General features: G+C 70.3%; 20 protein-coding genes and 1 pseudogene. 11 read left to right on the forward strand and 10 right to left on the reverse strand.

From position 1 onward, the window contains the following. Positions 1-215 precede the first annotated feature (215 nt). The 3 genes from IE277_RS06645 (at position 216) to IE277_RS06655 (ending at position 1,815) form a co-directional block, all read left to right on the forward strand. On the forward strand, positions 216-692 hold the full coding sequence (locus tag IE277_RS06645; protein ID WP_189949426.1) for a helix-turn-helix domain-containing protein: 477 nt from the start codon (positions 216-218) through the stop codon (positions 690-692). Between the two features lie 78 nt (positions 693-770). After that, complete coding sequence (locus IE277_RS06650; protein WP_189949428.1) at positions 771-1,367, forward strand: hypothetical protein; 597 nt, start codon at positions 771-773, stop codon at positions 1,365-1,367. Between the two features lie 109 nt (positions 1,368-1,476). Beyond that, positions 1,477-1,815: a DUF2516 family protein gene (locus IE277_RS06655; RefSeq protein ID WP_373310729.1), complete on the forward strand. Its 339-nt coding sequence runs from the start codon at positions 1,477-1,479 to the stop codon at positions 1,813-1,815. A gap of 72 nt (positions 1,816-1,887) precedes the next feature. On the opposite strand, the gene IE277_RS06660 is transcribed toward IE277_RS06655, so the two are convergent. The 3 genes from IE277_RS06660 to IE277_RS06670 all read right to left on the reverse strand — a co-directional run bounded on the left by IE277_RS06660 (position 1,888) and on the right by IE277_RS06670 (position 5,753). Next, on the reverse strand, positions 1,888-3,186 hold the full coding sequence (locus IE277_RS06660) for a PP2C family protein-serine/threonine phosphatase (protein WP_189949431.1): 1,299 nt from the start codon (positions 3,184-3,186) through the stop codon (positions 1,888-1,890). Positions 3,187-3,678: 492 nt separating this feature from the next. Continuing rightward, a complete protein-coding gene (locus tag IE277_RS06665; protein WP_189950124.1) occupies positions 3,679-4,776 on the reverse strand; it encodes a C40 family peptidase in 1,098 nt (365 codons plus the stop codon). Between the two features lie 191 nt (positions 4,777-4,967). Continuing rightward, entirely contained in the window at positions 4,968-5,753 is a 786-nt protein-coding gene (locus IE277_RS06670) for a class I SAM-dependent methyltransferase (RefSeq protein ID WP_189949433.1), read from the reverse strand. A 273-nt stretch (positions 5,754-6,026) separates the two neighbouring features. Here IE277_RS06670 and mshA point away from each other — a divergent pair, with 273 nt between their 5' ends. The 3 genes from mshA (at position 6,027) to IE277_RS06685 (ending at position 9,643) form a co-directional block, all read left to right on the forward strand. After that, entirely contained in the window at positions 6,027-7,364 is a 1,338-nt protein-coding gene (gene mshA, locus IE277_RS06675; RefSeq protein ID WP_189949434.1) for a D-inositol-3-phosphate glycosyltransferase, read from the forward strand. Further along, positions 7,357-7,857, forward strand: a complete 501-nt coding sequence (locus tag IE277_RS06680) for a type III secretion system chaperone family protein (protein ID WP_189949436.1) — start codon at positions 7,357-7,359, stop codon at positions 7,855-7,857. Before mshA ends, IE277_RS06680 begins: the two co-directional genes overlap by 8 nt. 145 nt (positions 7,858-8,002) lie before the next feature. Continuing rightward, a complete protein-coding gene (locus tag IE277_RS06685) occupies positions 8,003-9,643 on the forward strand; it encodes a glycosyl hydrolase family 28-related protein (RefSeq protein WP_189949438.1) in 1,641 nt (546 codons plus the stop codon). On the opposite strand, the gene IE277_RS06690 is transcribed toward IE277_RS06685, so the two are convergent. Further along, a complete protein-coding gene (locus tag IE277_RS06690) occupies positions 9,622-10,419 on the reverse strand; it encodes a helix-turn-helix transcriptional regulator (protein ID WP_229880867.1) in 798 nt (265 codons plus the stop codon). The two genes, IE277_RS06685 and IE277_RS06690, sit on opposite strands and share 22 nt — an antisense overlap. Positions 10,420-10,468: 49 nt before the next feature. On the opposite strand from IE277_RS06690, the gene IE277_RS06695 reads away from it, so the two are divergent. Beyond that, positions 10,469-10,930, forward strand: coding sequence for a DUF2000 domain-containing protein (locus tag IE277_RS06695; RefSeq protein ID WP_189949441.1), 462 nt, complete (start codon positions 10,469-10,471; stop codon positions 10,928-10,930). 33 nt (positions 10,931-10,963) lie between these two features. Here IE277_RS06695 and IE277_RS06700 read toward each other — a convergent pair whose 3' ends face one another. Then, entirely contained in the window at positions 10,964-11,437 is a 474-nt protein-coding gene (locus IE277_RS06700) for a carboxymuconolactone decarboxylase family protein (RefSeq protein WP_189949444.1), read from the reverse strand. A gap of 478 nt (positions 11,438-11,915) precedes the next feature. On the opposite strand from IE277_RS06700, the gene IE277_RS06705 reads away from it, so the two are divergent. The 3 genes from IE277_RS06705 (at position 11,916) to IE277_RS06715 (ending at position 13,405) form a co-directional block, all read left to right on the forward strand. After that, positions 11,916-12,137: a hypothetical protein gene (locus IE277_RS06705; protein ID WP_189949446.1), complete on the forward strand. Its 222-nt coding sequence runs from the start codon at positions 11,916-11,918 to the stop codon at positions 12,135-12,137. A 327-nt stretch (positions 12,138-12,464) separates the two neighbouring features. Further along, the gene (locus IE277_RS06710) at positions 12,465-12,740 is read left to right on the forward strand and encodes a hypothetical protein (protein WP_189949448.1); all 276 of its coding nucleotides are present in this window, start codon (positions 12,465-12,467) and stop codon (positions 12,738-12,740) included. A gap of 182 nt (positions 12,741-12,922) precedes the next feature. Then, complete coding sequence (locus IE277_RS06715) at positions 12,923-13,405, forward strand: DUF4231 domain-containing protein (RefSeq protein ID WP_189949451.1); 483 nt, start codon at positions 12,923-12,925, stop codon at positions 13,403-13,405. 85 nt (positions 13,406-13,490) lie between these two features. Here the strand turns inward: IE277_RS06715 and IE277_RS06720 are convergent, their stop codons facing one another. The 5 genes and pseudogenes from IE277_RS06720 to IE277_RS06735 all read right to left on the reverse strand — a co-directional run bounded on the left by IE277_RS06720 (position 13,491) and on the right by IE277_RS06735 (position 16,286). Beyond that, the gene (locus IE277_RS06720; RefSeq protein ID WP_189949452.1) at positions 13,491-14,300 is read right to left on the reverse strand and encodes an aminoglycoside phosphotransferase; all 810 of its coding nucleotides are present in this window, start codon (positions 14,298-14,300) and stop codon (positions 13,491-13,493) included. Positions 14,301-14,377: 77 nt separating this feature from the next. Beyond that, positions 14,378-14,608, reverse strand: coding sequence for a hypothetical protein (locus IE277_RS06725; protein WP_189949454.1), 231 nt, complete (start codon positions 14,606-14,608; stop codon positions 14,378-14,380). 4 nt (positions 14,609-14,612) lie between these two features. Next, entirely contained in the window at positions 14,613-15,758 is a 1,146-nt protein-coding gene (locus IE277_RS06730) for a radical SAM protein (protein WP_189949456.1), read from the reverse strand. Positions 15,759-15,816: 58 nt separating this feature from the next. Further along, a pseudogene (locus IE277_RS46965) lies at positions 15,817-16,107 on the reverse strand (hypothetical protein); the annotation flags it as partial. Further along, complete coding sequence (locus IE277_RS06735) at positions 16,107-16,286, reverse strand: hypothetical protein (protein WP_229880869.1); 180 nt, start codon at positions 16,284-16,286, stop codon at positions 16,107-16,109. The pseudogene IE277_RS46965 and the gene IE277_RS06735, both read right to left, overlap by 1 nt. A gap of 441 nt (positions 16,287-16,727) precedes the next feature. On the opposite strand from IE277_RS06735, the gene IE277_RS06740 reads away from it, so the two are divergent. Further along, positions 16,728-17,042, forward strand: coding sequence for a putative quinol monooxygenase (locus IE277_RS06740; RefSeq protein ID WP_189949460.1), 315 nt, complete (start codon positions 16,728-16,730; stop codon positions 17,040-17,042). Positions 17,043-17,044: the final 2 nt, after the last annotated feature.

The raw sequence follows: 17,044 nt of genomic DNA on the forward strand, positions 1-17,044 counted from the left end.
CGGACAGCGGCGCACGTCCTCGGTGTCAGTCGGCACGACTCGATGTCACCTATCTCGAAAAGTCGCAACCGGTCAGCGCCCCCTGGGGACTGGTGACAGATATCGCTGCGAAGTGACAGTTATCGCTGCGAGTCACACCCCGGCCTCACCCGCTCGGCACACTTTTGCAAGCAGGTCGCTTGCAATTGTTAGCAGAGGTGGGGCAAGGTGGGGGCATGGCATCGCTGAACGTCGGCAATCTCGGTGAGTACCTGCGCGAACAGCGGCGGAACGCCCAGCTGTCGCTGCGGCAGCTCGCCGATGCCGCCGGGGTGTCCAATCCGTACCTGAGCCAGATCGAGCGCGGGCTGCGCAAGCCCAGCGCGGAGGTGCTCCAGCAGGTCGCCAAGGCGCTGCGCATCTCCGCCGAGACGCTGTACGTCCGCGCGGGCATCCTCGACGACGAGCGAGACCGCGACGACGTGGAGACACGCGCGGTCATCCTCGCCGATCCGTCGCTCAACGAGCGGCAGAAGCAGGTGCTGCTCCAGATCTACGAGTCCTTCCGCAAGGAGAACGGATTCGGGACCGGCGAGCCCGCCGCGGAGGAGACGCCCGAGGGCGTGGCACAGGATCCGGACGCGGACACCGGCGGCACCGGTACGGCCGGCGGACACGATGCCGATGCCGGTCCACGGCGGACGGCCGGATAACCGGACCAGGGCGCCGGCCGCCCCACCGCGGACCACACCAACCTCAGCCGAACGCGAATCCGGGAGGACCTGATCACGATGGCCATCAACGACGACCTGCGCAAGACCCTCAGCGACCCGACTCCGCTCTACTTCGCCGCCGGCACCGCCGACCTCGCCCTGCAGCAGGCCAAGAAGGTGCCCGCCCTGGTCGAGCAGCTGCGTGCCGAGGCCCCGGCCCGTATCGAGGCCGTGCGCAACACCGACCCGAAGGCCGTGCAGGAGAAGGCCGCCGCCCGCGCCAAGGAGGCGCAGGAGAGCCTGCAGACCAAGGTCAACGAGTTCCTCGGCACCATCGACGGTGACCTGAAGAAGCTCGGTGAGCAGGCCCAGGACCTCGCCCTGCGCGGCGTCGGCGTCGCCGCCGAGTACGCCGTCAAGGCCCGCGAGACCTACGAGAAGGTCGCCGAGCACGGCGAGCAGGCCGTGAAGAGCTGGCGCGGCGAGGCCGCCGAGGACATCGAGGACTTCGCGATCGCCGTCGCGGGCGGGCCCGCGCCGGTCGCCGCCGAGGACGAGCCGAAGTCGGCCGAGGCCGAGGCCGAGCCCGCCGCGGAGAAGAAGCCGGCCGCGAAGAAGGCTCCGGCCGCCCGCAAGACCACCACCGCGAAGAAGACCACCCCGCCGACGAAGTGACCCCTGTCAGCGAGATGACAAAGGGCCGGGCACCTTGGGGGTGTCCGGCCCGTTGTACGGGTACGGTGGCGGTACGGAAGACTCGACTCGGGTGGTGGGCATTGTGGTCATGACAGCAGTCGGCGGAGTGATGTGGCTGATCTTCACCGCCATGCTGGCGCTCGCCATCGTGGCGTTCGTGATGGCCGCGATCTTCCGCGACGACGCGTACCGCGCCGCGGACAAGCAGAACAAGGGCTTCTGGCTGATCATCCTCGGCGTCGCGGTCGCCGTGAACCTGTTCGTGCCGATGCTGTTCCTGCAGCTCGCCGGCCTGGTCGCGACGATCGTCTTCTTCGTGGACGTACGCCCGGCCCTCCAGCAGGTCTCGGGCGGCAAGGGCTTCCGCCGCCGCGGCCGCGGCAGCAGCAGCGACGGCCCCTACGGCCCGTACAACGGCGGCCGCTAGCGGCATCCACAGCCGGCGGCCGTTTCTCGGCCGCCGGACGCGGTCACCCACCCAGGGGCGCGAAGCCCCCGGCTAGGCCGTGCGGTCCAGCAGCACCACAGCCACGTCGTCGGTCAGCTCGCCCCCGTTGAGATCCCGCACCTCACTCACCGCGGCCCGCAGCAGATGCTCCCCCCGCAGCCCCTCACCCAGCTGCCGGCGGATCATGGACACCATGCCGTCCTGGCCCAGCCGTTCACCGCTCTGACCGATCCGGCCCTCGATCAGGCCGTCGGTGTAGAGCATCAGGCTCCACTCGGACCCCAGCTCTACCTGCATCCGCGGCCAGCGGGCGCCCGGCAGCAGGCCGAGGGCGGGGCCGTTCTTGTCGTAGGGCAGCAGCCGGGCGGGCCGGCCGGGGCGGGCGACGAGCGGGGCCGGGTGACCGGCCAGGCACAGGCCCGCGTGGCGGCCGTCCGGCGCGATGTCCACCGTGCACAGCGTCGCGAAGATCTCCTCGTCGGACCGCTCGTGCTCCAGCACCTGCTGCAGCGTGCCCAGCAGCTCGTCCCCGCACAGCCCGGCGAGCGTCAGCGCGCGCCAGGCGATGCGCAGCTCCACGCCGAGCGCGGCCTCGTCCGGGCCGTGGCCGCAGACATCGCCGATCATGGCGTGCACGGTGCCGTCGGGGGTGCGGACGGCGTCGTAGAAGTCGCCGCCGAGCAGCGCCCGGGAGCGGCCGGGGCGGTAGCGGGCGGCGAAGCGCAGCGAGGAGCCCTCCAGCAGGGGCGTGGGCAGCAGCCCGCGCTCCAGGCGGCGGTTCTCCTGCGCGCGCAACCGGCCCTCCGCGAGGCGCCGCTCGGCCGTGTCGGAACGCTTCCTCTCCACCGCGTACCGGATGGCGCGGCTGAGCAGCCGGCCGTCCAGCTCGTCCCGGAAGAGATAGTCCTGGGCGCCCACGCGCACGGCCTCGGCGCCGCGCTCGGCGTCGCCGGAGCCGGTCAGCGCGAGCACGGCGTGCCTCGGCGCGAGCCGCAGCACATGCCGGAGCACGGCCAGCTCGTCGTCCGTGTCGCCGCTGGGCGCGGGCAGCGCGAGGTCCAGCAGGATGCAGTGGACGTCGTCGGTGAGCAGCCGCTCGGCCTCGGTGAGGTTGCGGGCGGTGCGGACGCGGATCGGGTTGCCGGCGGAGTCCAGCAGATCGGGCACGATCGGCGAACCGGCCGGATCGTCCTCGATCAGCAGCAGGGTCAACGTGGCGGCGGCGGGGCCGGTGGGTGTGGTGTCGCGGTGGGCCTCTTCCTTGAGGGGGCCGCCGACTGCGGAGGCGGCCTGCGCCTGACCACACTCCACGGCCGGGATCGCTCTCTGCCGCGGTACGGGTACGGGCATCGTCTGGGTTCCTTCCCTCCCCCCGAGGGCACGGTGGGCACCGAGGGTCTCGAAGCCACCGACGGGGACCATAGCGGCATTGCCCGGCCCGATGGAATGGTGTGAGCCGCGTCGCTCACGCTCAGACCGCTGTCATATGCCGCGTTCCGTACGACAGTTGGACAGGGTGCCCCGGCGTGGGGGATGACGAAGCTCACGTCGGCCCGCGTCGGGGCGTGATGGGCGGTGCGGTGGGTCACATGGCGTACGTCACGGGAACGTGTATGGCACGCGTCACGGGGACTCCCCGAGGGGCTAGGGCGTGTTGCGAAAGTCCCGCCTGCCGCCCGGCGTCTGGCACGCACTAGGGGCTGTATCGACATACGGCACCGATATGCGGCTCCGCCGCGTGGGCGCGCCCGGCCACGGCGAAACCGGCACCCGGAAGACGGCCGTGGCCGGGCGGCGCCGCACCGCACGGCGCCGCACCGCTCCGCGCCCGGCCGGTCAGGCCTACGCGTCCGGTCGTACGACCCCCAGGATCGGCATCGATCCGGCGCCCCCCACCGTCACCGTCCGCCCCGGGCGCGGGGCCTGGATGATCGCGCCGTCGCCGACGTAGATCGCGACATGGCTGGCGTCGTCGAAGTAGATGACGAGGTCGCCGGGCCGCATGTCCTTGATGTCGACGTGCTTGAGCTGCTGCCACTGCTCCTGCGAGGTGCGCGGGATGGGGTGGCCGGCCGCGGCCCAGGCCTGGGAGGTCAGTCCGGAGCAGTCGAAGGACTCGGGGCCCTGGGCACCCCACACATACGGCTTGCCGAGCTGGGCGGTGGCGAACGCGACGGCCTTCTCGCCCTGCGCGGAGGCCTTGCCGTGGATCTTCTTGAGGATGCCGGTGTCCAGCCAGCTCGTCTGCGCCTTCAGGGCGGCCTGCTGCTCCAGCTGGTCGAGCCGCTCCTTCTGCTTCTTCTCCAGCCGGGACTCCAGCTTCTCGGCGGCGTCGATCTGTTGCTGGACCTTCTTCTTGGCGGCGGCCTTGGCCTTGCGCTCGGTGTCCAGTTTCTTCCACTGGTCCGCGGCGTCGTCGGCGTACGCCTGCAAGTTCTTCTGGGTGCTGGTCAGTTCGGTCATCAGGGACTTCGTCGCCCGCTGGCCCTGGAGCATCAGTCCGGCCCCGTCCAGGACCTGGCCGGGGTCGTCGCTCAGCAGGAACCGGGCGGTGGGCGGCAGGCCGCCGGTGCGGTACTGGGCGCGGGCGGCCGCGCCCGCCTGGTCCTGGAGTCTGGCGAGCCGCCGCTGACCCGCGTCGATCTTCTTCGCCAGGGCGACGATCTCGGCCGACTGCTGCTTGGTCTTCTCCTCGGCCGCGTTGTACGCGTCGGTGGCGACGGCCGCGTCGTGATACAGCTTGTCGAGCTTGTCGCGGACCTTCTGAAGGTCCTTGTCCGGCACGGGAGTCGGGGACGTACTCGGATTCGTGCTCGGACTCGTGCTCGGGCTCGGGCTCGGCTCCGGGTTGGCGAAGGCCGTACCGGGCGCGCCGAGCACGGTAGCCGCGCAGACCACGGTCACGGCGGCCGAGAGAACACCGCGCTTGCCCCAGCCCATCACAGATGCCCCCAAGCTGATTTACCGTCAGTAACTTCCGGTGCTCCGGGGATGGTGTCACGTCGCGACACAAAGCGACAGAGGCAGACAGAGGCAGCTGTTCCCCCGCACTGGCCCCGATATGACGCCCTCCCCGCCCGTGTGACGAACGGCGCCCGTGATTCGTTCCGTCCCGCCGTGTCCGGGAGATGTCAGCCGCGCGGCGCCAACGCCGCCCACGCCACCGTCACTTCGCCCTGCCGCCAGCGGGCCGGGGAGTCCGTCACGGGCCAGTCGGCGCACAGCTCGCGCACCGCGCGCAGCCAGCGCTGCCGGGCGCCGTAGGAGGCGTAGGGCGCGGCGGCGGCCCAGGCGCGGTCGAAGTCGCGCAGAAAGGCGTGCACCGGTTCGCCCGGGACATTGCGGTGGATCAGGGCCTTCGGTAGCCGCTCGGCGAGGTCGGACGGCTGCTCCAGGGAGCCCAGCCGGGTGGCGAAGGTGACGGTGCGCGGGCCCTCCGGGCCGAGCGCCACCCACACGTGCCGCCGCCCGATCTCGTCACATGTGCCCTCGACCAGCAGCCCGCCGCGCGAGCCGGCGCCGGCCGGGGCGAGCCGTGCGCACAGCCTCTCCCAGACGGCGGCCACCTCGGCCTCGTCGTACTGGCGCAGCACATTGGCCGCCCGGATGAGCAACGGCCGCGAGGGCACCGGGACCTCGAAGCCGCCGTGCCGGAAGGCCAGCCCCTCCCGTTCGTACGGCAGCGCGGCCGCGACCCGCTCCGGTTCGATCTCGATGCCGACCACGCGCACGTGCGGAGCGACGGTCCGCAGCCGGCCGAGCAGCTCGACGGCGGTCCAGGGCGCGGCGCCGTAGCCGAGGTCGACCGCCAGCGGGTCCGCGGCGCGCCGCAGTTCACCGCCGTGCACGGCGGCGATCCAGCGGTCCATGCGGCGCAGCCGGTTGGGATTGGTCGTCCCGCGCGTCACCGATCCCACGACGGGGGTCCCCCGGCTCGGGCGAGGCCGAGCGCGGGGGAGGGTCGCTGCACGGGCTTTCATGTCTACGAGGGTAAGCGGCTCCGGGATGCTCCCGCCGACACTCCCCGACGCTTCCCGACACTCCCCGTTCGAATGGTTGATCGAAGTATGGTAACGATTGGGCAAAGCGGCTTGTTCGGGAAATGGCGCGCCCCCCGGTCGCTGTTGGACCCCCTTGGAGGGCGAGGCAGGTCCTCCGTCCGGCATGCCCGCAGCAAGGAGGACCGCCACGTGAGCCAGTACGTCAGCAGGCTCGGGCGACGCTCCCCGTCGGCCGCGTCACGACTCAGGCTCCACCGCCGGCCCCGTCGGGTCGCGATGCTCTCCGTGCACACCTCTCCGCTCCACCAGCCCGGCACCGGCGACGCCGGCGGAATGAACGTCTACATCGTGGAGCTGGCCCAGCGGCTCGCCGCCCTGGGCATCGAGGTCGAGATCTTCACCCGGGCCACGGCGGGCGGGCTGCCCGCCACGGTCGAGCTGGCCCCCGGCGTCCTCGTCCGGCACATCGACGCCGGCCCGTACGAGGGCCTCGCCAAGGAGGACCTCCCGGCCCAGCTGTGCGCCTTCACGCACGGCGTGATGCAGGCCTGGGCGGGTCACCGCCCCGGCTACTACGACCTCGTCCACTCCCACTACTGGCTCTCCGGCCACGTCGGCTGGCTCGCCGCCCAGCGCTGGGGCGTCCCCCTGGTGCACGCCATGCACACCATGGCCAAGGTCAAGAACGCCAACCTGGCCGACGGCGACACTCCCGAGCCCGCCGCCCGGGTCATCGGCGAGACCCAGATCGTCGCCGCCGCCGACCGGCTCGTCGCCAACACGGCCGAGGAGGCCGACGAGCTGGTACGGCACTACGCCGCCGACCCGGCGAAGGTCGCCGTCGTCCACCCCGGCGTGAACCTCGACCGCTTCCGCCCCGCCGACGGCCGCGCCGCCGCCCGCGCCCGCCTGGGACTGCCCCCGGACGCGCTGATCCCGCTCTTCGCGGGCCGCATCCAGCCCCTGAAGGCCCCCGACATCCTGCTGCGCGCGGTGGCCGTGCTGCTGGACGAGCGCCCCGAGCTGCGCTCCCGTATCCATGTCCCGGTCGTCGGCGGCCCGAGCGGCAGCGGGCTCGCCAAGCCCGAGGGCCTGCAGAAGCTCGCCGCCCGGCTCGGCGTCGCGGATGTCGTACGGTTCCGCCCGCCGGTCGGCCAGGAGCAGCTCGCGGACTGGTTCCGCGCCGCGTCCGTGCTGGTCATGCCGTCGTACAGCGAGTCCTTCGGGCTGGTCGCGATAGAGGCGCAGGCGGCCGGCACACCGGTGCTCGCGGCCGCGGTCGGCGGGCTGCCGGTGGCCGTGCGCGACGGCGACACCGGCTTCCTCGTGCACGGCCACGATCCCGCCGACTACGCGCGCGTGCTCGGCCGCCTCGCCGACGAACCGGCCCTCGTGACGGCCATGGGCCGGGCCGCCGCCCGGCACGCGCGGTCCTTCGGCTGGGACCGCGCCGCCGCCACGACCGCCGACGTCTACACGGCCGCGACCCAGTCGCACCGCCGTCGCGTACGCTCCCGCCATGGCTGACGTCGAGAAGACCGGGCAGGTCCTGGAGGGTGTCCTGAAGGACGCCGAACTGGAGTGGGAGAGCCCCGAGCCCGGGAACTACGTGGTCACACTCCCCGGCACGCGCAAGCTGTCCACGACGGTCTCCTTCCTCGTCGGCCGCCACTCCCTCTCCCTCAACGCCTTCGTCATCCGCCACCCCGACGAGAACGAACCGGGCGTCCACCGCTGGCTCCTGGAGCGCAACCTCAAGCTGTACGGCGTGAGTTACGCGGTCGACCGCCTCGGCGACATCTACGTCACCGCCCGGCTGCCGCTCGCCTCCGTCACCCCCGACGAGATCGACCGCCTCCTCGGCCAGGTGCTGGAGGCGGCCGACGGCGCCTTCAACACCCTGCTGGAGCTGGGCTTCGCCTCCTCCATCCGCAAGGAGTACGCCTGGCGGGTCTCCCGCGGCGAGTCCACGCGCAACCTGGACGCGTTCAAGCATCTGATCGACCGCGCCTCGGACTGACCTCCAGCCTTCTTTCGTACGACCTTTTCTTTCGTACGACCCCTTTCCCGCTCACGGGGTGCAGTGGCATGCTCACCGCCAACGCATTCATGAATGACGTTCACATCCATGAATGCACGGCGTGAATTCGAAGGGGCGGTTGGACATGAGCGACGCGCGCATCGCCAGACGGACCCTGCTCGCCGGCGCCACGGCCGTGGCCCTCGGCGCCACCACCGGAACCGCCCGCGCGGGCGAAGTGCCCACCCTGTGGGACGAGTTCCGCCGCACGCCCCTGACCCACCCCCAGATCCCCTACGTCGGCCGCGCCGGCTGCCGAGGCCGGACGGCCCGCCCGCGGTTCGCCGCCGACGTCACCGACTACGGCGCGGTGGCCGACGGCACCACCGACAGCGCCCCCGCGATCAACCGTGCCATCGCCGCCGCCGGCCGGGCCGGCGGTGGCACGGTCACCATCCCGCCCGGCACCTTCCGCATCGACGGCCTGATCCGCATCGGCGACTCGGACGTCGTCCTGCGCGGCGCCGGCAGCGGCCGCACGACCCTGCACGCGACGAAGTCCCTGACCGAGCTGATCGGCGTCTACGGCTCCCGCTACGGCGGCGACAAGTCCGCCTGGTCCTGGGCCGGCGGCCTCATCTGGCTCGCCCCGCACGCCCGTTGGGACTCCCTCATCGCGGCGATCAAGGCCCGCGCCTGGCCCTTCGAGGGCTGGACCGGCAACAAACGCGACGAGTGGACGCCCCTGACGGCGGTGGAGCCGGCCGCCCGGGGCTCCTGGACGGTCTCCGTCGCCGACGCCTCCGCCCTGCACCCCGGCCGGCTCGTCCTCCTCCGCCTCTCCGACGACCCCGCCCACACCCTCCTGCGGCACATGGCGGGCGGCGGCCCCGGCCCGGCGTCGTACACCTGGGACGACAAGACGAAGCTGCTGTCCTACGTCCCCTACGAGTGGCCCGTCCGCATCACCCGCGTCCGGGACCGCCGGATCACCCTCGAACGCCCCCTCCCGCTCGACATCCGCCCCGAGTGGAACCCGCAACTCACCACGCACATATCGGAGTTGACGGGTTCCGGCGTCGAAGGCCTGACCCTGGACGTGACCGAGACCCCGATGTCCCCCCACCTCCTCGACAAGGGCTACAACGGGGTCGTCCTGCAGTGCGCCTACGACTGCCGGGTGGACGACGTCACCGTCCGCAACGTCGACAACGGCTTCGGGCTGGTCGCCGCCTCCGCCTGCACCCTGCGCCGTACCCGCGTCGGCGGCCGGGGCTCGCACCACCCCTACTTCTGCCGCGAGGGCTCCCACGACAACCTGATCGAGGACTTCACCATCGAGCAGCGCACGGTCCCGGCCCCGGCGGACACGCAGTTGCACGGCATCAACGTCGAGGGACTGTCGTCGTACAACGTCTGGTCGCGCGGAAAGATGGACATGGGCACCTTCGATTCGCACCGCGGCCTGCCCTTCGCCAACGTCCGCACCGACATCACGGTGAACAACAACGGCCGGCACGGCGGGGACGCCAACGCGGGCCCGCTCTTCGGCGCCCGCTTCACCCACTGGAACATCAGGGTCACCAACGGCCGCGCGGGCCTGATGAAGATCGACGGACTGGCCCCGTACTCGGCGACGGTGGGGCTGAACGAGGTGAGCGAGTCCGACCAGACCGACGTCCCCGACTTCTCCGGCGATCTGCACTCCCGCCTGGAGCTGTACGGCACCACGGACGCCGTACGGCCGCGCAATCTGTACGACGCTCAGCGCGCGCTGCCGCGATAGCGCCCCGGGGTCACCCCGACCAGCTTCTTGAAGTGCCGGGTGAGATGGGCCTGGTCGTAGAACCCGGTGGCCGCGGCCACCTCGCCCGGCGCCAGCCCGTCCAGCAGCAGCCGCCGGGCGCGCCCGACCCGCCGCGACATCAGGTACTGGTGCGGCGCGATACCGTACGCGGCGCTGAACGCCCGTACCAGATGGGCCGGATGGGCGTGCAGCAGCCGGGCGGCCTCCGCCAGCGGGACACCCTCGACCACACGGGCGTCCAGCAGCTCCCGCAGCCGCCGGCCGAGCACCGGGTCCGGGCGCCGCGGGGGCTCGTCCGTGCGCCGTCGCAGACTGTCCCGCAGCCGTTCCCCGACCAGGGTCAGCCTGCTCTCCGCCTCCAGCTCGTCACCGGGCCGGGCGAGGGCCGAGTGCAGCTGCCCGACGCGCTGCCGCAACAGCGGATCCCGCAGGTCGGGGGTGTCGACCGCGGCCCCGATGAGTTCTTCTCCCAGCCGGCTGCTGTCGAGGTAGACGACCCGCTTGCGGAAACCGTCCGGAGTCGCGGGGGAGCCGTTGTGCGGCACATGCGGCGGCAGCAGCGAGACGGTGTCGAGCGGGGTGCCGTGCTCATGCCGGTCGAGGTCGTACCGTACGGCCCCGTCGTCCACGATCAGCAGCGTCCAGGCGTCATGGACGTGCATCGGGTAGGCGTACTCGGTGAAGTGGGCGTGGAAGACCTCCACGACGCCCGGGACGCGCGGGCGCCAGGCGGAGACTTCCTGCTGGTCGGCCACGCAAAAAACGTACAAGACCCGTGGTCCGGACGCCCGGCAGTCTCACTGCATGAACACCGAACCGATCCCCAGCGAGCCTGTTCGCCTCGACACGGAGCCTGTTCGCCTCGACACGAAGATCGCCGTACTGCTGCGCGAGGACCTGGAGTCCTGGCAGCGCCTGAACGTGACCGCGTTCCTGCTCAGCGGCCTCGGCAGCCAGGTCCCCGAGGTGATCGGCGAGCCGTACGAGGACGCGGACGGCGTCGGCTACCTCCCCATGTTCCGCCAGCCGGTGCTGGTCTTCGAGGGCTCGAAGGAGACCTTGAAGACGGCCCACGGCCGGGCGCTCAGCCGCGCCCTGCCCCGCGCCGTGTTCACCTCGGACCTGTTCGCGACGGGCAACGACCGCGACAACCGCGCGGCCGTACGGGCCGTACCGACCGCCGAGCTGGACCTGGTGGGGCTGGCGGTGTACGGCCCCCGCAACGGCGTGGACAAGGTGCTGAAGGGGTCACGGATGCACCCGTGACCCCTGTGGCTTCTTGGCTCTGGGCCGGCCGGGTCAGCCGAACATGCCGGGCTCGTAGTCGCCGGCGGGCTGCTGGACCAGGACGTTGAGGCGGTTGTACGCGTTGATCGCGGCGATCAGCAGGACGAGCGCGGTGAGCTGGTCCTCGTCGTAGTGCTTGGCCGCGTTCGCCCAGACCTCGTCCGGGACGCCGCCGGCCGCGTCCGCGATCCGGGTGCCCTGCTCCGTCAGCTCCAGCGCGGCCCGCTCGGCGTCGGTGAACACCTTGGCCTCGCGCCAGGCCGCGACCAGGTGCAGCCGCTGTGCGCTCTCCTCGGCGGCGGTGGCGTCCTTGGTGTGCATGTCGGTGCAGAACCCACAGCCGTTGATCTGGCTGGCCCGGATCTTCACCAGCTCCTGCGTCGCGGCCGGCAGGGTGGAGTCCGAGACCGCCTTCCCGGCCGAGTTGAGGTGCTTGAGGAACGTGCCGGCGACCGGGTTGGCGAAGAGGTTCAGACGAGCGTCCATGGTGTGCTCCCGTGTGGTGGTGGCGTCTGCTTACACCTCACTGACGAAAGGACCGGGCGAGATGTGACACGCCCACCCATGACGCCCATCACACCCCGCAGGGCGATGACGGAACGGAATCTGCACAGTGCGTACGCAATCGCGGAGCGGAGGGTTCCGTTGCTGCCGAGTTGTCCGAACCGGCGCGGCGGTGGCAATACCTGTGGCCGGCCTGTGGGGCGCGGCATGTGCAGAATCCGCCCGCGAAGCGTGACCGTGTCCGCACGGATCGATCACCCGCCGCCACCAACTGCTCCGCACCGGGCGATGGTTGGCTGGATGCCCCGCGCGCTCCGTGGTTGGATCGCTCGCACCGCCGGGATCGCGCCACGGTGTCCCGAAAGGGACGATGGCGCATGCCCGCGGCGGCCGCAGCCCACCATCCATCCCCGATGGTGCCGCTTCCCCCGTGAACCAGCATGCGAAGGGCAGTCTCCCCATGAACTCCGCTCACCAGGTGCAGACCCTCGAGATCTCCGACGCCGACCTCGACACCGTCGCCGGCGGCCTGATGCCCGAGGTCGCGCTCACCCTCGACAACACGACCCTCAGCAGCGCCGGCGCCCTGTCCCAGCTGACCGCCGTCACGGGCGCCGTCACGGGCGAAGCGCTGGGCGCCCTCGGCCAGAGCCACCAGATCGGCGTCAGCGCCGCCCTCTGAGCCTTCCGCTCCGGCTGAGCCTTCCGCTCCGGCTGAGCCTTCCGCTCCGGCTGAGCGTTCCGCTCCGTGCACCTGGCCCCCGCCTGGGAGAACCCCCGGGCGGGGGCCTCGCTCATGACGCGCCGGCCCTTCCACCCGTCCACGCGCTCGTCCACGCACTCATCCCGCACTCGTCCACGACTCATCCACGACACGTCCACGTCTCCGACGCGGGTGGCGCCATGCCTGGCGCCTATTCGGGTGCTTGTGCGCACGTCACCGCTTCTCGCGTGTGAGGCGGCGGCATACCTCTGGCGCAAGCACACACCGACCGAAGGAGACGCTTCAATGCGTGCACGTACCGTGGTGGCCGCCATCGCTCTCGCCGGCACCGTCCTGCTCGGAGGTGCGGCCCAGGCCCTCGCCGACGACAACGACGACATGGGCAGTCCCATGGGCAGCAACCCCATGAGCAGTAACCCCATGAGCAGCAGCCCCATGGGCAGCCTCAAGGGCAACGCCGGAGGCGATTTCGGGAGCTCCTCGCACGGCAAATCGGATTTCGGCCCCGATACGTCTGGCTTCGGCCAGGCCGGCGGTATCTTTGACCGCACCACCGGCTGACAGCCGCCCCGTGCCTCCACTCCCCACCCCGCACCGGGAGGATCACGGTGCGGGGCGGGGAGTTTTCCGCGCTCGCCCGAGGCGGGCGGCCATCGAGCAGGTGATGCCGGGGAACCACGCGGTCACGGAGCTGCGTCTGCCGGGGGCGAGCTGCAAGGCGGCGACAGATCTTTGGGGGCGGAGTGCAGCCGGACAGTGGACCAGGCGTCGGTCTCAGCCCGAGGGAGACAGCGGCCCTCCTGCTGAACAAGATTCATCAGGGCAACGACTACGCACGCAGCAGGAAGCAGAGGTTCCGTCGAAGCGCTTCAGCGACCAAAATACTCACGCTCGCGCTGTCCGCCGCGTCCACCATCATTCTGGGCCTGCAGAGTCTGAACACATGGGCAGGTCTGGCCTTTGCCCTTGTGGCTCTGGGGACATTGCTGGGGGCCGTCGAACCGTTCTTCAACTGGCGCTCTCGATGGGTGCTCATGGAGGAAACGCAGTACCGGTTCCAGCGGCTTGCCGATGACCTGGAGTACCTCATGGCATCCACGGCAGCCGACGACCTCACGCATGACCACCTTGGCGAGATATTCGGCAGATACCAAACGATCTGGGACGACCTGAGTCGCACGTGGCTGGAGCATCGACGGGAACCTGCGCCGTCGCCCAATGCCTAGTGGCTGTCGACCAATGCCTGGTGGCAGAACCGGTCAGACGGCCTGCTCCGACACGCGCGGCTGCAGTTCCTGCGCGGGGTCTGGCTTACGAGGCTCGGGTGCGCCAGTAGGTCACCCAGTCATGGGCGAGTCGGCCCACACGCTTCTTCCAGTCCTGCGGGTCGTTGCGGGCGATCTCATCCCAGGTACGGGCGTTCGCCTCGGAGAACGCGGCGACGGAAGCGTGCGACGCTGCTGCCCATGACGGGAACTGCTCGCGCGCCCATGCGTCCGCGCCTTCCGGGGTGTGGCCGGCTTCCGTGAGTCGCAGGATGAGCACGGCAGGGTCGATCCATGCCGCGCCGCGGGTAGGCCATGCCCAGTCGATCAGGTGGGCGCGGTCGGTCACGAGCATGTTGTGCGGCGCGAGGTCGGTGTGCAGCAGGGTGTCGCCGACGAGTTGCTCGACGCCGGCAGGGCCTGTGTAACCGCTCCATCGGTCCTCGGCGCGCTTCAGTTCGATGTCGGGGCAGGGCGTGTTCTGGAGCTCGACCACGGCACGGGCGACCAGCGGCAGATCGGGGGAGCCGGGGGCATAGTCAGCGTGGCGGCCGACGAGGTGCTCGTATCCGACCAGATCCCATCCGGCGGCCTGTACATGCCACAGCAGTCGAGGGCATGAGGGGGGTAGGTACGGGTTGATCGTGACCTCGCGCTGTTGCGTCCGGGCTTGCGGGTGATCGGTGGGCACGCCCTTGACGAACAGGGTCGCGGCGGTGGTGTGGACGGTGGCGGCGATGCCGGAGTTCGCGCCGGCGTCGGCGGATTTGGTGCGCAGTACCGGGCCGGTGTACTGCTCGACCGCGTCACGGGCGGCGAGCGGCAGGTCGTCCCAGCGGATGCGGTCTACGGGCATGTGAGGTTCCTGGGGGTGGACGGCGAGCCGCCCCCGACCCTACGCGGGCGGGGGCGGCTCTGTGGTGCGTGTGGGGTCTAGTACGGCTGGTCATCGTCGGCCTGGCACGAGCAGCCGAGGCTCTTGGAGAACGTACCGATCTCCTTGGTGATCCGGAACTCGTCGTCGGCGATCGGACGGGACGTGATCGCGACGGGGAGCGGGTCGGCCATCGGCGCGGTCGGGCGGGGCATGATCGCGACCATCACGGGGCCGGGAGATCGAGTGGCGGTCTCTTCCATGGTGCGGGGCTCGATGGCGGTTGCCATGGGTTCACCTCACTGGTTCGCGGTCGGGATGCTGGCAGTACATGTTTTGCGGTGCCTTCGCCTCCTGGTAGAGCTTGGCCATGGGGCGGCAGGTGGTGCAGCCGCCCGGGTTGCCGTCGGCGTCTTTCTGTCCGAACGCGCAGCCGGCGCAGCCCCCGGTGCGAAGCTGTAGGCCGTCGGCGATACCGCCGAGGCGTTTTAGTCCCTCGATGCCTTCCCGCGTCAGAGGGATGTGCGGGTCGCGACCGATCTTGCATATGGACGCGTGGCCGAACGGGTCGGCGTGAAAGAACGTGTGTCCGGCGTTGCAGCCGGTGAACGGCTTCCGTCTGCGCAGGTACTTCGCGGCCTGCTCGGGAATCGGAGTTGCGTCGCCCTGGATGGTGGGCGACATGTTGGTGAACACGAACACCTGCCCGTAGCGCTCGGCGAGTTGCTCCATGGCGGCGAACTCGTCGGCGTTGTCCTTCGTGATGACGATGTTCAACTGCAAGCGCAGGCCAGCCTCGCGCGCGGCGTCGAGTCCACGGATGAAGCGGCCGAACGCGCCTCGGTTGCGGGTGAACCCGTCGTACGTCTCTTCGGTAGCACCGTAGAGGCTCAGAGAGAGGTGATGGGGCGGTCGCTCGGTGAGCGTTTGGAGGATCTTCGCCTTGTGGAGCTGCGAGCCGTTCGTCGAGATCGTCAACATGATGCCGAGGTCGTAGGCGTACGAGTACGCCTCGGGGAACTCGCGGTCGATCAGTGGTTCGCCGCCCGTGATCTGGAGCCAGAGCACGCCTGCGTCGCGCATGATGTCGAGTAGCCGGATCTTGTCGGCCCACGGCATTCCCTCGAACCGCTTCAAGCCGAGGTAGCAGTGCGGGCAGTCGTAGTCACAGCCCTTGTTGATCTCATAGGACGCGCGGGCCATGCCGTACGGGGAGGGGGCGCGTACGAGGACGGTGTCGCGTAGCGGGCGGTGTGCGGGGAGTTCGAGCCCCCACGCCTGGTGTGCGCCGTCCACGAGCCAGCGAGGAGCCTCGGTGCCCGTGCTCGTGGCCTTGCCGAGTTCGAGGTACCGGGCGAACGGGATCTGCACTCCGGTGTCGAGGCCGGGGCGTAAGACGAGGTACTCGTCGAGGAACGGGCTTGCGATGAGTTGATGCATGCGGCCTCCAGCATCTCGGTGGCATGTGAGCAGGATGGGCGGGCGGCTTCTTGCCGGAGGCCCCGCGGCTTTCAGCGACGCGAAGGACGTCCCGCAGCGACTCGGTCAATCGTGTGGAGAGATATCGCAGCTCGGCGGGTCCGGTCTTGGGGTCGTCGATCAACGCCCGTGCATGCTCAAGCAGTTGATCGCCCATGCCCAGTTGGACGGACTCCACGTTGTCGGCGAGCCGGGAGAGGCAGCCGCCACTGTGGTCCTCGGTGAGGAGGTAGCAGGGCTTCCCTTCGGGGCCGGACCAGGGCAGGAGACGGGTGGTGCGGCGTGTGATGGGAGTGGTGGGGTCGTCCATCAGGCAGCAGCCCTTACGCCGTTGATCTGTACATCCTTGATCTTCGAGCTGCGGATCGGACGGGGGCCGATGTCGATGTCGTGCACGGCGAGCCAGAGGGCGCGTCGGCGTCGGTGCTGTTGCTGTCGGTGGTGCTTCAGTCGGTTCCACTCGGCGGGGGAGAGGACGTAGGGGCGCACGAGAGGGGAGTCCTCCCCTCGGAAGTGGGGCGGAGCAGGGGGCTGGTGCCGCACGCGATGCCCTGCGTGGGTGGTTGCGGTCCGCAGTTCTGGTGAGGTGCTGATGGAGCACGGGGCGGCGCGGTGCCGACCGCGCGGGGGTAGCAGCAGCCTCAGCAATAGCGCGCCGAGGAGGGCGATACAGTGCGGCACGTCTACCTGCTTTCTTCAGGTGAGCCATGCCCCCGGGCCGTGTCAGCGGTCGCGGGGGTCTGTCGTGTTGTGGCGCCCCGAGCGGCAGACGGTGACGGGCCGTCCAACGGATATGCGTCGCAGGTCGGATCACGCTCGGTAGCAGCATGACTACGAGCATACTCGCAGAGTCTCTGCGAGTTAAGAAACTCTGTTATTCACAGCTGGATTGCGTACCTGACAGACTTGGCGCCAACGGAAGGAGTGCTCATGGGTGAAGGCCTCGGATTGGTCGTGCGCTTCGAACTGCGGGACCAGGAGGCGGCAACTGCCTTTGATGATCTGTGTACTGAGACCTTGAAGGGGATCAATGAGCAGGAGCCGGGCACGCTGGCGTACGTGACTCACACGCCTGTCGGCGAGCCACTGATCCGCGTGTTCTACGAGCTGTACGCAGATCGCGCCGCGTTCGAGGCGCATGAGGCTCAGCCGCACACCAAGCGGTTCCTCACTGAACGCGAGCAATACCTGACGGGCGTCGACGTGACGTTCCTCAACGCCGTCGCAGGGAAGGTGGCGGCATAGCC

Source organism: Streptomyces alanosinicus, assembly GCF_014650595.1.
Taxonomy (GTDB): domain Bacteria; phylum Actinomycetota; class Actinomycetes; order Streptomycetales; family Streptomycetaceae; genus Streptomyces; species Streptomyces alanosinicus.

Bases quoted from the DNA above. Each gene is read 5' to 3' on its own strand.
- IE277_RS06645 (WP_189949426.1), top strand. From the start codon at position 216: ATGGCATCGCTGAACGTCGGCAATCTCGGTGAGTACCTGCGCGAACAG.
- IE277_RS06650 (WP_189949428.1), top strand. From the start codon at position 771: ATGGCCATCAACGACGACCTGCGCAAGACCCTCAGCGACCCGACTCCG.
- IE277_RS06655 (WP_373310729.1), top strand. From the start codon at position 1,477: ATGACAGCAGTCGGCGGAGTGATGTGGCTGATCTTCACCGCCATGCTG.
- IE277_RS06660 (WP_189949431.1), bottom strand. From the start codon at position 3,186: ATGCCCGTACCCGTACCGCGGCAGAGAGCGATCCCGGCCGTGGAGTGT.
- IE277_RS06665 (WP_189950124.1), bottom strand. From the start codon at position 4,776: ATGGGCTGGGGCAAGCGCGGTGTTCTCTCGGCCGCCGTGACCGTGGTC.
- IE277_RS06680 (WP_189949436.1), top strand. From the start codon at position 7,357: ATGGCTGACGTCGAGAAGACCGGGCAGGTCCTGGAGGGTGTCCTGAAG.
- IE277_RS06685 (WP_189949438.1), top strand. From the start codon at position 8,003: ATGAGCGACGCGCGCATCGCCAGACGGACCCTGCTCGCCGGCGCCACG.
- IE277_RS06695 (WP_189949441.1), top strand. From the start codon at position 10,469: ATGAACACCGAACCGATCCCCAGCGAGCCTGTTCGCCTCGACACGGAG.
- IE277_RS06700 (WP_189949444.1), bottom strand. From the start codon at position 11,437: ATGGACGCTCGTCTGAACCTCTTCGCCAACCCGGTCGCCGGCACGTTC.
- IE277_RS06705 (WP_189949446.1), top strand. From the start codon at position 11,916: ATGAACTCCGCTCACCAGGTGCAGACCCTCGAGATCTCCGACGCCGAC.
- IE277_RS06710 (WP_189949448.1), top strand. From the start codon at position 12,465: ATGCGTGCACGTACCGTGGTGGCCGCCATCGCTCTCGCCGGCACCGTC.
- IE277_RS06720 (WP_189949452.1), bottom strand. From the start codon at position 14,300: ATGCCCGTAGACCGCATCCGCTGGGACGACCTGCCGCTCGCCGCCCGT.
- IE277_RS06725 (WP_189949454.1), bottom strand. From the start codon at position 14,608: ATGGCAACCGCCATCGAGCCCCGCACCATGGAAGAGACCGCCACTCGA.
- IE277_RS06730 (WP_189949456.1), bottom strand. From the start codon at position 15,758: ATGCATCAACTCATCGCAAGCCCGTTCCTCGACGAGTACCTCGTCTTA.
- IE277_RS06740 (WP_189949460.1), top strand. From the start codon at position 16,728: ATGGGTGAAGGCCTCGGATTGGTCGTGCGCTTCGAACTGCGGGACCAG.